The 12,857-nt window shown below is 62.6% G+C and carries 11 protein-coding genes; 7 read left to right on the top strand and 4 right to left on the bottom strand.

Going from position 1 to position 12,857, the window contains the following annotated elements:
- The first annotated feature begins 17 nt into the window (after positions 1 to 17).
- The 6 genes from ACFVJ3_RS32125 (at position 18) to ACFVJ3_RS32100 (ending at position 6,839) form a co-directional block, all read left to right on the top strand.
- The gene (locus ACFVJ3_RS32125) at positions 18 to 1,772 is read left to right on the top strand and encodes an FAD-binding protein (protein ID WP_378455952.1); all 1,755 of its coding nucleotides are present in this window, start codon (positions 18 to 20) and stop codon (positions 1,770 to 1,772) included.
- 13 nt (positions 1,773 to 1,785) lie between these two features.
- Positions 1,786 to 2,604: an alpha/beta fold hydrolase gene (locus ACFVJ3_RS32120; protein WP_378455951.1), complete on the top strand. Its 819-nt coding sequence runs from the start codon at positions 1,786 to 1,788 to the stop codon at positions 2,602 to 2,604.
- A gap of 67 nt (positions 2,605 to 2,671) precedes the next feature.
- Positions 2,672 to 4,462, top strand: coding sequence for a flavin-containing monooxygenase (locus tag ACFVJ3_RS32115; protein WP_378455909.1), 1,791 nt, complete (start codon positions 2,672 to 2,674; stop codon positions 4,460 to 4,462).
- A gap of 143 nt (positions 4,463 to 4,605) precedes the next feature.
- On the top strand, positions 4,606 to 5,451 hold the full coding sequence (locus tag ACFVJ3_RS32110) for an MBL fold metallo-hydrolase (protein ID WP_378455908.1): 846 nt from the start codon (positions 4,606 to 4,608) through the stop codon (positions 5,449 to 5,451).
- Positions 5,452 to 5,528: 77 nt separating this feature from the next.
- Positions 5,529 to 6,278 carry an SDR family NAD(P)-dependent oxidoreductase gene (locus ACFVJ3_RS32105; RefSeq protein ID WP_378455907.1) on the top strand — a complete coding sequence of 250 codons (750 nt, stop codon included), beginning with the start codon at positions 5,529 to 5,531 and terminating at the stop codon, positions 6,276 to 6,278.
- Between the two features lie 309 nt (positions 6,279 to 6,587).
- Complete coding sequence (locus tag ACFVJ3_RS32100; RefSeq protein WP_378455906.1) at positions 6,588 to 6,839, top strand: hypothetical protein; 252 nt, start codon at positions 6,588 to 6,590, stop codon at positions 6,837 to 6,839.
- Between the two features lie 597 nt (positions 6,840 to 7,436).
- On the opposite strand, the gene ACFVJ3_RS32095 is transcribed toward ACFVJ3_RS32100, so the two are convergent.
- The 4 genes from ACFVJ3_RS32095 to ACFVJ3_RS32080 are packed head-to-tail and all read right to left on the bottom strand — an operon-like array spanning position 7,437 to position 11,743.
- Positions 7,437 to 8,219: an IclR family transcriptional regulator gene (locus tag ACFVJ3_RS32095; RefSeq protein WP_378455905.1), complete on the bottom strand. Its 783-nt coding sequence runs from the start codon at positions 8,217 to 8,219 to the stop codon at positions 7,437 to 7,439.
- Positions 8,219 to 9,193, bottom strand: coding sequence for a 3-carboxyethylcatechol 2,3-dioxygenase (locus ACFVJ3_RS32090; RefSeq protein ID WP_378455904.1), 975 nt, complete (start codon positions 9,191 to 9,193; stop codon positions 8,219 to 8,221). The genes ACFVJ3_RS32095 and ACFVJ3_RS32090 overlap by 1 nt, the downstream gene beginning before the upstream one ends.
- Positions 9,150 to 10,862: a bifunctional 3-(3-hydroxy-phenyl)propionate/3-hydroxycinnamic acid hydroxylase gene (locus ACFVJ3_RS32085; RefSeq protein WP_378455903.1), complete on the bottom strand. Its 1,713-nt coding sequence runs from the start codon at positions 10,860 to 10,862 to the stop codon at positions 9,150 to 9,152. Before ACFVJ3_RS32085 ends, ACFVJ3_RS32090 begins: the two co-directional genes overlap by 44 nt.
- Positions 10,859 to 11,743 (bottom strand): alpha/beta fold hydrolase, encoded by an 885-nt coding sequence (locus tag ACFVJ3_RS32080; protein WP_378455950.1) that lies wholly within the window; start codon positions 11,741 to 11,743, stop codon positions 10,859 to 10,861. The genes ACFVJ3_RS32085 and ACFVJ3_RS32080 overlap by 4 nt, the downstream gene beginning before the upstream one ends.
- A gap of 135 nt (positions 11,744 to 11,878) precedes the next feature.
- On the opposite strand from ACFVJ3_RS32080, the gene ACFVJ3_RS32075 reads away from it, so the two are divergent.
- Positions 11,879 to 12,580 carry an IclR family transcriptional regulator gene (locus ACFVJ3_RS32075; RefSeq protein ID WP_378455902.1) on the top strand — a complete coding sequence of 234 codons (702 nt, stop codon included), beginning with the start codon at positions 11,879 to 11,881 and terminating at the stop codon, positions 12,578 to 12,580.
- Positions 12,581 to 12,857 lie beyond the last annotated feature (277 nt).

The raw sequence follows: 12,857 nt of genomic DNA, 5'->3' as shown, positions 1-12,857 counted from the left end.
CGTTCGTGAGTTCAGATATTGATCGATTCGATACAACCGTCGATGTCGTGGTTGTCGGCTCCGGGGCGGGCGGGATGACTGCTGCGCTGACGGCAAAGGCGGCCGGCTTGGACGTGCTGCTGGTGGAGAAGGCGGACGTTTTCGGTGGCACTACCGCGCTGTCCGGGGGCGGAATCTGGGCTCCAGGCGCGCAGGCGCTGATACGTGACGGCTACCGCGGAACTCAGGAGGAGGTTCGCACCTATCTGTCCGAGATCACCCAGGGGCTTGTCTCCGACGAGCGCATCGCCGCGTACGCCGAACACACTCCTGGCATGCTCGACTTCCTTGAGGACCTCAGCGATGAGCTGGAGTTCGTTTGGAAACCCGGGTATCCGGACTATTATCCGGGACTTCCCGGCGGTTCGCCGCTCGGGCGGACAGTCAACGTACCCCCGATCGACCTGCGCCGCCTCGGCGCCTACATGGACAAGCTGATCAAACCGCTGGCGTTGGCGCCGAAGGGTATCTGGTTAGGTCCCAAGGAACTGCACGACTTCTATCAGATCCGCCAGTCATGGAAGGGTAAGGCAGTTCTCCTGCGCCTGGCATGGCGAATGCTCCGGGCCCGCCTTACCGGTGAGAACATCGTCGCGATTGGTCAATCGCTCTCGGCGAGGCTGTTTCTTGCGCTCCGCGAAAACGATACGGATCTGTGGTTGAGCTCACCGATGACGGCTCTGATCGCCGATGACGACGGCATCGTTTCGGGCATCGAGATCGAACGACAGGGTCGAACCGAGCGCGTTCGCGCGCGCGGCGGAGTGATCCTCGCCACTGGGGGCTTCGACCACGACCTGCCGATGCGCATGCTGTACGAGCCGGTCATCGACCGAGACTGGAGTCTGGGCAATCCGGCAGCGACCGGTGACGGAATCAAGGTCGGACAGAAGATCGGCGCTGCTGTCGATCTGATGGACGAAGCGTGGTGGTTCCCGGCTATCGAGTGGCCCGACGGTCGTATTCAGTTCATGCTCAACGAGCGCATGATTCCCGGGCAGTTCGTGGTAAATGGTGAAGGTAAGCGGTTCGTGAACGAAGCCGCCCCCTATACGGACTTTGGGCACGCCGTGATCGCTGGGCAACGCAGCGGTGTGACGCACATTCCCTCATGGTTGATCATCGACTCGCGGTCCTGGCGGCGATACGTGTTCGCAGGGCACCTGCCGTTGCCGAAGATTCCGGGCGCTCCGGTACCGACCGGACGGAAAGTCCCCACGGCATGGCTTGAATCGGGCGTGGTCAAGGCCGCCGCCAACTGGTCCGACCTCGCCCGGCAGATCGATGTTCCCGCGGACGAACTAGAGCGCACCGCGAAACGTTTCAACTCGTTCGCACGCAACCACCGTGATCTCGATTTCCATCGCGGGGAAAGCGAATACGACAACTACTATGGCGATCCGACCTTCCACAACCCCAATCTTGCCGTGGTGGACAAACCGCCCTTCTACGCGTTCCGGATCGTCCCCAGCGATCTCGGTACGAACGGTGGGCTAGTCACCGACGAACGTGCCCGGGTACTCCGCGAAGACGGCACCGTCATTGACGGCTTGTACGCCACCGGCAACACCGTCGCCAGTGTGATGGGCCGCAGCTACGCGGGTGCCGGCGCCACCATCGGTCCGTCGATGACCTTCGGATATATCGCTGCCCGGCATATCGCCGCCGCGACCCGCGATCGCAGCGTTGCTACCGCCCTGCGCGCAGGCGATGGCGGCGACCGCGGTGAGTAGGACCACGGCAGACCTGGACGGCATGCGGCGCACGATCGACATCGATGGAATCGAAACGCAATACGTCGAAGTCGGCCGGGGTGAACCACTGGTACTCCTGCACGGCGGGGAGTTCGGTGCCTGCGCCGAACTGTGCTGGGAGAACAACGTCACCGAGCTGTCACAGCACTTTCGTGTGATCGCTCCGGACTGGCTAGGGTTCGGTGGAACCGCGAAGGTTCACGACTTCGTGGATGGGAAGGCGCGCCGGCTCCGGCACATGTCCCGCTTCTGCAACGAGGTCGGGATCGATCAGGGCGTGTTCGTGGGAAACTCGATGGGCGGCGCGATGCTACTCCACGACGCTGCCTCCGAATCGCCGCTTTTACCGGTTCGGAAACTAGTCAGCGTTTGCGGTGGCGGCCCGCTCGAGACGAACGACTCCGTCGATGCCCTCTTCGAGTACGACGGCTCCGTACACGGAATGCGTCTCCTGCTCGAGGCCTTGTTCCACGGCGAATATTGGCGAACCGACATGGACTACCTCCACCGCCGCTATGCCTCAAGCATCGCACCCGGCGCATGGGAGGCGGTCGCGGCCGCACGGTTCAAACGTCCCACCGCAACCTCGGAACCCAAGCCGAAGGGGAACCCGAGCTACGACTCGATTGCCGTTCCGGTCCTCATCGTCGAGGGCGGGGAGGACAAGCTCAAACCGAAAGGCTGGGCAGAGGAATTGGCCGAGGAGATACCCGGAGCCGCCTCGGCAGTCATCGAGGGCGTGGGGCACTGTCCGCAGATCGAGGAACCTGACGGTTTCCACCAACTGCTACTGAGCTTCACGAAGAACTAACCATTGCGGGGGACGCCCACCCGAGAAGGTCGGGCGAACCCGCACTACAGAGGAAAGAGGACAAAGCATGACCAAGGAAATTCGGCTCGGCGCCGAGCGCTGGCTCCTCGACTTCGAGACTGCCCTGGCGACACAGGATCGAGAAAAGCTCGCGGAACTTTTCCGCGAGGAGTCGTATTTGCGGGACAACGGCGCGTTGACCTGGGATTACCACCAGTACCACGGACGTGAGGCGGTCGAAGAACTCCTCTTCTCCATCACCGGTGAGGTTAGGCCGACCAATCTGCGGCTTGCCGAGGAGTGGCCGGACCCCCACGTGATGGGTGAAGGCGACTCGGCCGTCGTCGAAGTCTTCTTCTCCTTCGAGACTGCGTCAGGTCTGGGATTGGGTCTGCTACACGGTATTCCGGACGATTCTTCGCCATACGGTTTCCTCGGCCGGGCGCTGTTCACGCGACTGGAGGGCCTGACCGGCATCGAGAGCGCCGAGGTCCACCCCCGAGGGTACGGGTTCACACCCGAGCAGCCGGGTGAGAACTGGTTGCAGAACCGAGATCGGCAGCGCGCGTTCGTCGATTCCGAGCCCGAGGTCCTCATCGTGGGGGCCGGCCAGGCCGGTCTCATCACGGCCGCGCACCTCAAGCGGCTGGGCGTCACGTCGTTGATCATCGACAAGCACGAGCGCGTCGGCGACAACTGGCGTAAGCGGTACCACTCGCTGAACCTGCACAACCCCGTCGAGATGAACCACTTCCCGTTCCTCCCGTTTCCGGACGACTACCCGGAGTATCTGCCGAAGGACGTGCTGGCGAACTGGCTCGAGATCTACTCCGAGTACCTTGACCTGAACATCTGGTCGTCGTCGGAATTCGTGGGCGCCGACTACGACGAGCAGGACCACCGGTGGTCTGCCACGGTCACCAAGGCGGACGGTTCGACCCGGGTGCTGCGCCCACAGCACATCGTGTTGGCGACCGGCGGTATCGGCGGCAAGCCGAGGATTCCTGATCTCGCTGGCTTGTCATCGTTCGCTGGTATGACGGTGCACTCCTCGGCCTTCACCGGCGGAGGTGAGTACGCGGGCAAGAAGGCGCTCGTGGTCGGTGTCGGCTCGAGCGGACATGACATCGCGCTCGACCTGTACAAGAACGGCTGCGAAGTCACTATGGTGCAGCGTAATCCCGTTGTCGTGAACAATGTAGAAACTGCAAATCTTGCATACGCGAGCTACTTCGACGGCACCCCGGCTCATCTTGTCGATGTCCGCTACGGCGTCGGCCTGATCAACCCACTCCGGACGGCGGGGTCGAAGACCTATCACCAGTTCGCCAAGGATCGCGACGCCGAACTCCTGGCCGGTCTCACGGCCGCGGGCATGCGCCTGGGCGATGGGCACGACGGTGCAGGCTGGCTGGATCTGTTCCTGAGGACGGGAGGTGGGTACTACCTCAACGTCGGAGCGTCGAACGTGATCGCGGACGGCGGAATTTCTATCCTCCAGGCCGATCGGATCGACACGTTCGTAGAGAACGGAGTTGCACTTGCTGACGGCACCGTGATCGAGGCGGACCTCGTCGTGCTCGCGACCGGATACCAGAACCGGAAGGTCGAGGTAGCCGAGCAGTTCGGTGAGGATGTCGCCGAACGAGTCGGTGATATTGCGAGGTTGGACGATGAGGGCGAGTGGGCCAACATGTGGCGGCAGACGGCCCAGCGCGGCCTGTGGTTCAACGGCGGCGGTATCAACCAGGTGCGCCCGGGTTCGCGGACACTGGCCTTGCTCATCAAGGCCGACTTGGAAGATCTCATTCCGGAATCCCTCCGACGGGCCAAGGAATCGAGCCCGGCAGCTTTGTGAGCCGTCGCGGCAGCGCGGGCCGATGACACCGCATCGTCGGCGGGCCGAAGCCTCAGACTTCGACCCGCCGACCGGTCGGGCACCTGGTATCGAGCCCCCTTCCGCGGACGCTGTCCAAACAAACGTCGCATCAGGAGCAAAGAATGCAGATTGGTGATATCCGAATCGATGGGCTCATCGATGGCGAGGCAGTGCTCGACAAAGAGGGACTGTTCATCGGTGACAACGCCCCGACCGAGGACGATTGGGGGCCATACGCGCGGTTCCTCGACCAGTGCACCGGCCAGCAGATCAATACCATCGGGTCGTATCTGATTCGCTATGACGACAAGGTGATCCTGCACGATGCGGGAATGGGTCCGGATCCGGCGTTGCCGCCGTTTACCGGCGGAGGGTTGCGGTCGGCGCTCTGGGCGCTCGACGTCAGCCCTCTCGACATCACCGATGTCATCTACTCCCACCTCCACATCGATCACATCGGGTGGACCTCGATCAACGGGAAACCCTACTTCCCCAACGCGACCATCCGCATCGACAGGCGCGATTGGGACCACTACTCGCGTCCCGATTATCAGCTCGAGGACTGGGAGATTCCAGTCACGCACGTCGAACGTGATCTCGTCTCGGTGCGCTTCGCGCCTGTACTCGACCGCATCGAACTTTTCGAAGGCGACACCGAGCTGTTGCCCGGCATCGTCGCGATGGACGCCAGCGGGCACACACCCGGGAGCACCGTCATCGAACTGCGCTCCGATGGTGAGAAAGGGTTGCTGATCGGTGATCTCGTCCATACCCACGGCGAGCTGGTCGAGGGATGGGAATTTGTCATCAACCACGATCACGCTAAAGCTGGCGAAGCGATCGAACGATTTCGCAAGTACATCTACGACAACAAAGTCCCTTTCGCGGCGGCTCATTTCCCAGGATTGAAGTGGGGACGCCTGACCAAGGGGGCCAACGGGGCGGGACTCGCGTACGAGGTTATCTAGGTTCGCATTCGGTACATCAACCGCAGGTCGCCAGCAGTACCCGAATCGGCGATGTGCGGTCATCGAAGGAGAAGGAAATGTATCCCAGTCTTAACGACCAAGTTTGCTGGATTTCAGGTGGTGCGAATGGGATCGGACGGGCAATCGCACTTGCACTCGCGGACAGCGGTGCCCATGTCATGGTCGCCGACCTCGACGAGATCGCGGGGAAAGAGGTCGTTTCTGCCATCTCCGACAAGGGATGCGACGCCGAATTCGTCCGCGCGAATGTTCTGAGCGCAGACGACATCTCGGCGTCTATCCGTGCCACCGAAGCCCGCTTCGGGCGTATCGATGTTGTCGTCAACTCAGCAGGTATGACATCAGATGGACGGGCGGACGACTTCGAACGCAATGTCGACATGTTTCTGCTGGGGGTGTGGCGCGGTATGAGCGCGGGGATCGAGGCTTTGCAGCGCCACGGTGGTGGGACCGTCATCAACATCGCATCGATCGCTGGCATTACCGGATCCATCGGCCCGACCGGCTACGGTCCGTCAAAACACGGAGTAGTCGGCGCAACGAAGGATGCCGCCCTGCGTTATGCCAAGGAAGGGATCCGCGTCAATGCGGTGTGCCCCGGATACGTGCAGACACAAATGACGGCCGCGAACTGGGCGTCTGACGAAGAGAGTGACTTCGTCGTCAACCAGAAGTTGCGCGTACCCATGGGGCGATGGGGTCGACCCGAGGAGATCGGTGCGGTCGCGGCCTTCCTTGCGTCCGATCAAGCGTCCTTCATCACCGGGCAGGCAATTGTCGTGGATGGCGGGCTCACTGCTCGCTGACACAATCAATCGACGATCAATCGTCCGCGCTCACGCTGCACGAAGGCCGAGGGGCGTCACTCGATCAACGTCGCTCCGAGGCTGCAAAGCGCAGTCTCGATCAGATGCATCACACCCGAGAAGGATGTAGCGACATGACGAAGACGCCGACCGAGGATGTGATGACCGCGGAAGCGGTCGTCCGCGAAATCTATTCAGCATTCCAATCGGCCGATCCAGCCGAAGTACTTCGACGTAGACGTGGTCGTTCGTGAAGCGGAGTCCCTGCCATGGGGCGGCGTATACGAAGGCCGCACGACGGTTGCTGCAATGACCGTGGGAATCGCGTCGCCGGAATCACCGATCCACGCGGCAAAGCTCGAGTTCGAGCAGATCATTGCCAACGACGCGGACGCTACGGGTACGGCCCATGTGGTCGCGGTCGTCTCTTCCCGTGGCGAGGAGCAAAGACCATCCCGATGCGGGCGCTGGAATGGTTTACGGTACGAGCCGGCAAGGTCACCGAGATTCAAGTTTTTCTCCGCTGCGGCAATCACGGCCCTGGGCAACCCGCGCGTTTGATCGGACGGGACTGGGCGACGGACATGCAACCGGCTTCTTCCGAACTGCAGAGTCCGGTGCGCCAGCGAGTGGTGGCCACGCACGACGGGCGGACGGGCAGCGGCCTCGAACAATGTGCTGAATGGTCGCCATGGCGTTGCCGGTGGATCTCCGCGCCGGCGACGTCGGCGTGACTTGATCGTCCGATCCGACTCGGACCGAGTGACGCGCACCTAATGGGCCGAGCTCTCATCCGTCGTTTCTGCCAGTTTCCTTTCGGACGCCATTCGAACGCGGTCCGCAGTCTGTGCAGCTCAGGTGTGCTCACCTCACCCATAATTTCGAACCTCTCCCGATCCGGTGAGGCCGTCGGCGACTATAGGACCGTCCACGCAGCTTCGATCCGAATCGACACGGGCCCACGCGAATGCCCGGCCCGGCCCTCCCCGGTGTGGCGTTAGCGTCAGGTCCGACCACGGGTGTGCAGATCCTCGCCCGATCGCGACGCAGCAGTGCGAAGATCCGGGGCCGCCGTGTCCACCCGCACGATCCAGGGCGCTCGCAGCGTCGAACCCATCTGACACCGTTCTGATGGCGGCGCCACATGGCAACTGAGGATCAACCGGCCACGCCGACACCAATGTGCCTAACCGACCCTGTTGAGGAAGCCTGACGGGAAATGCTGGCCGCGGCGGCCTGGATGTTCCTTAGCAGTAGGTCTCGGCGGGTGCCGAAAAGCTGGCGGGGTATCGAGGCGCTGATGGCGGCCTGCACCGTCCCGGTGTGGTCGCGGATGGGGGCGGCGACACAGCAGACGCGATTGGCGGCTTCCTCGAGGTCATACCCCCATCCCCGCCTCCTCGTCGCCACGAGTTCCTCACGTAAGCGTGTCGAGGAGGTGATCGTGCGCGGGGTGTGCCCGCTCAGACCGTGGCGGTCGATAAGTGCATCTGCAGTCTTGGTGTCGAGGGCAGCAAGCAGCACCTTCCCCAGTGCGGTGCAATGGACGGGAGCCGCAAGTCCGACGCCCGATGATGCGAAGTCGGTGGTACCGCCGCCGATGACCTTGTCGAGGTAGATGATGTCGTGCTCACGCAGCGCCGCGACGTGAATCGTGGCGTGGAGCTGGTCCGCTAGCTGCTGGGTTCGAGCACGTGCTGTTACGAGGAAATCGGTGCTGCCCACCAGCGTGCGATTGAGGTCGGGGATTCGCCAGCCGAGGCGGTAGCGGCCGTCGGGTACACGCCGGAGTAGTCCGATATCGGTGAGCGTGGCGAGTAAAGCATGGGCACTGGACTTGGGGACCCGTATCTCCGCGGCGACCTCGCTGACCCCCCATTCGGGAGTTGTGAAGGTGAAGAGGTCGAGAACTCTGCCAGCCTTGTTGATGGTGCCGAGCATTATTGGTCCTGGGTGCGAGTAGGCTCCGATACCGAGTCGCCCCGCACCACCGAATCAGGCTGTGGGACCGCCGTTGTGATTGCGAATCCGGCGATGAGTTCGGGGGTGGGTCGGTAGTACTGGTATTGCAGCGAGTAGCTCCCAGCCGCAGCGAGTGCAGCATAGGCCGCAACCCAGGTGCGTACTTCGTGCGCGGAACCGCCGGCTTGCTCCTCGATCCAGCTATTGCTCCAGGAGTCGACTGCCGTGAGATCGCCTTTGGTGAGAAGGTCGAGCAATGCGCGGTCCCACGCGGGATTCAATGGCTTCAAATTCTCTGCTCCGGACGCGAAATCGGCGGCGGCTGTGATGACCCGCTCGGTGCGGGCTTGTCGTTGCGCCTGCGTCATCGCTCGCCCGGAGATGATCCGCTCGGCGGTGTGGCTTGTCGCTGTTGCGAGAGTCGGCACCGGCGGGTCATGGGAGAGACCACCGGATCCGATGATGAGGATTCGCTCGCTTCGTGTGGCGAGGTACTCGCCGACGGATCGACCGAGAAGGCGTGCCCGCTTGATCGGTCCCAGGGGAGTTGCTACCGAGTTGATGAAGATCGGAACCACGGGTTTGGTTCGGATCCCACCGAGAAGCTTCTCGAGGGGTTGCACTGCGCCATGGTCGACCTCCATGCTCAGGGAGACGGCGAGATCGATGCCGGCGTCGAGGGCGCTTCGTGCGCACCCTTCAGCGATGTCTCGTGGAACATCGAGGGGTCCGGCGGCGGTACCGTAGTCGCCTACTCCGGAAGCCTCGTATCCGAGGCAGAATGGGGGCATCAGCTTGTAGAAGAAGCCGTTGTAGTGATCCGGGGTGAACAGGACGACGGCATCGGGGTTGTAATCGGTCACGAAGTCCCGGGCGGCTGCGAGCGCCGCGCTTAGGTCTGCGTCGAGTTCAGGGTCGTGAGTGCAGAGGTCGAGCAGAGGGCTGTGCGACATGCAGCAGAGCGCGAGTGGCATGGTCATCTCCGGGGGTCATCGAGAGCGTGTGTGTAAGCGTCCGTGCAATGGGCGAAGCGCTTTGGGCAGTGCAGGCGCCGGCCACGACTCGGTCAGGTCGGATGAACAGCACCGATTCCTGATGTGTGTCGAACCAGGCTTTGAGGTCCCCGTTTCGGTCGCCGACCACCTCGACGTCCGGGTGATCATCGTCAGGCCAATGCATCTGAGTTAGCGGACGAAGCGAGAAGAACTTGGCTCCCAGGCTCTTCCATTCTCTGAAGGACTTCTCGTCGAGCACTGCCGCGGGGCTGTTGTTCCAGCAGACGATGGCGAACCATGATCCCAGTACCTCGTCGAGCATTACGTTCTGCTTAGAGCGTGTGTCGACACGCGGCTGAATGAACAGTCGGCCAACAGGGGAGTTCGCGGGATCGGAGCCGGGATTGTGCAGAACCGCGCCGCGTTTGTATCGAGGCATCGGTTTGAATCGCATCTCGACGATGTAGCGCTTCAGGCTCGGCAAGCGGGAGAGATTGATCAGCAGCACGTCACGAACTGCGGCAAGGCTCCTATTGGTGGGGGAGATGACCTTGCCCACCAGTGTTGAGAGCTGGATCATGGCGGTCGCGTGTTCGCGACGCTCGGCATCGTACGTGTCGAGTAGGGCGTCGGTGGCTGAGCCATTGACCACCGCCGCCAGTTTCCAGCCGAGGTTGACGGCGTCACGGATGCCGCTGTTGTAACCCTGGCCCTGCCACACTGGCATTAGGTGAGCGGCATCTCCTGCGAGGAGGACTCGGCCACGTCGGAATTCTCCCGCGATGCGTGAGTGATGGGTGTAGACCCGCCGGCGGATGATGTCGAGTGAGGCGGGATCGTCAACGAACGGTGCCAGCAGCGAGGCGACGAAGGTCGGATCTTCGGCCTGCGTGTCGGTTTCCTCCGGCTTGATCATGAACTCGAAGCGGCGGATACCGTGCGCGATGGACACCGACACGTAGGGGCGTTGGGGATCTGCACCTACATAGATGTTGGGGGTGCCCAGCGGGTCGTTGTGAATATCCACTACCAACCAACGGGTCGATGCCGTGGTGCCGTCGAAGGAGGTCCCCATCACGCGTCGGGTGGTACTGCGGCCGCCGTCGCTTCCCACGATATAGCGAGTGCTGATGGTGGAGCGCTCACCGTCTGCCTTCTCGATCGTTGCTGTCACGCGGTCGGGCGTCTCTGCGTATGAGACCAGGGTTCTCGACCATAGGACACTGGTGTGGGCGAACCGGTCCAGTCCGGACAACAGTTCCGCGTCCACCAGAGGCTGGACGAAGCCGTTTCGTCGAGGCCAGCCGAATGGGGTTTCGCTGGGCGCGATTTCGGCGAGCAACTGATTGTTGCCATTGACGAAACGCATGATCTGGTTCGGCACCGTATGCGGCAGTACTGCATCGACGAGATCGAGCGTCTGGAATCCACGCAACGATTCGTCGTCGAGCCCGACTCCGCGTGGGTAGTCGATGAGGGTGTCCCGCGAGTCGATGACCAGTGTGCTGATGCCGTACATCCCCAGGAAGTTGGCGGTGGTCAGTCCGACCGGCCCGGCTCCCACGATGAGGACATCGGCGTCGAGGGTTTCCACCGCTGCAGGCCGGGGCTGATCCGTCGTGGTCACTGGTTCACATTTCGCAGGAAGTCGACGTGGATGCGATCGAACGTGTCGGCATCCTCGTACTGGGGCCAGTGGCCGCACCCATCCATCACGACGAAGGCAGCCCCGTGAATCATGGACGCGATGCGCTTGCCTTCCGTGACATCGGCGGTGGGATCGTCGCTGGTCCATAGCACCATGGTGGGGGCGACGATGCGGCCGTAGTCGTCGGCGGTCAGAAGGTTCCGCTCGCGGATCTGCGGATCCTGCAGGGCCATCGTGTCACTCATCGCGTTCGCGTAGTCCGGTTGCGTGTACACCGCTAGGCGGCTCGCGACGATGTCGTCGTAGGTCTTCGACTTGTCCGCCATCAGCCATACGATCCGGTCCTGCACCTTTTCCCAGGTCGGGTCGGTTGCGGCGGCCATCGACAAGGTCTTGATTCGGTTCATTACGACGGGATCGGCCTGTGACCCGCCGGCCGTGTTGAGAACCAGGCGGTCTACCCGGTGCGGGAAGTCGATGGCGGCTCGGGCCACGACCCATCCGCCGAGCGATTCACCGCTCAGATGCGCGCGTTCGACCCCGATGGTGTCGAGAAAGGACATCAAGTGGGCGACGTAGTGCTCGATCTCGAGCGGGTGGCCCGGCTTGTCGGTATAGCCATGCCCGACCATGTCGATCGACCAGGTCGAGAAATGTTCGCCGTGGGCACGAAGGTTGCGAACGTAGGCCTCGGCGTGGCCACCGGATCCGTGCAACAGGATCAGTGTGGGCTTGTCTCGCTCGCCGGCATGCAGGTATCGCGTCCTGACACCGGCGGTGGTTGTCAGGTAGCCCTGTTCGAACGGCACGCCCTGCAGGTCGCTCCAGATGCTTTCGTACACGGATTCGTCTCCATCGATGTGTAAATAACGCACTATGAGGTGCGATATGTAATGCGGTATGGATATGATGTTGCGCGCATCACGTTCTGTCAAGAAGGGGAACCACTCGGTGCCCACGCCGAAGGAACGGGGAAGGCTTGTACTGTGACGGATATGGCTGAGGACGTCGCTGCAGAACGAGGGGTGGTGTCCGCGCCCGGAACGCAGACACTCGCGCGCGGCCTCACGGCCCTCCAGTTGGTTGCCGACTCGGACGGCCTGACGGTTCAGGAGATTGCAGATCGGGTCGGTGTCCACCGCACCGTCGCGTACCGGCTGCTGTCCACGCTCGCCTCGTTCCGATACATCATCCGTGGCGAAGACGGCCGTTACCGACCCGCAGCAGCGCTGGTCGCGCTCGGCAACTCCTTCGACCGCAGTGTTCGGCAGAAGTGCATGCCGATTCTGCAACGACTGGTCGCCGACCAACGGGCCACGGTCGCACTGCTCGTTGCCGAAGGTGATGAGGCCGTATCGGTCGCTGTCATCGTCCCGCGGGATGTCAACTATCACCTGTCTTTCCGGGAAGGAAGTAGGCACCCTCTCGATCGAGGCGCCGCCGGTGTCGCATTACGTGCTGCGCTACCGCCGCGTCCGGACGACGCTCAAGCGGTGATGGACGCCAGAGAAAAGGGATGGGTAATCACCTACGGCGAGATCGAGCCGAGCACCTATGGTCTCGCCGTTCCAGTGCGCCGTCCGACGCCGGGGCCGCCGATATGCATCAATCTGATTACACACCGAGCCGATCTCGCGGAAGCCAGCACGCAGGCAGTCATCCGGGCGGCAAGCGATATCGAGCAGGCGCTCAGGTAGCGAACACGTCCGGCGAGGGAGCAACGACCCCGACTGCTGAAATTGACCACCCGGGCAGCGTGTTTCGAGTGATATCGCCCCGGGGAAGTCTTCAGATCTCCCCGGAAGCTGTCAGTCGACGGTCACTGCGGCGAACCCGGAGGCCGACCGAGCGTTGGCGCCCTCGGACGATCTGCGGACCCGCCTGGTGTCACTCGGTAGCGTGCGCCACGCCGCGTGGCTGAAGGTGCCTCGTGCCAGGCGCTGCGCCTCGACACCACTTGCTCGGCTACCGCCG

It is taken from the genome of Rhodococcus sp. NPDC127593 (assembly GCF_042671975.1).
GTDB lineage: Bacteria > Actinomycetota > Actinomycetes > Mycobacteriales > Mycobacteriaceae > Rhodococcus_F.
This window is presented reverse-complemented; position numbering and strand designations above follow the sequence as displayed.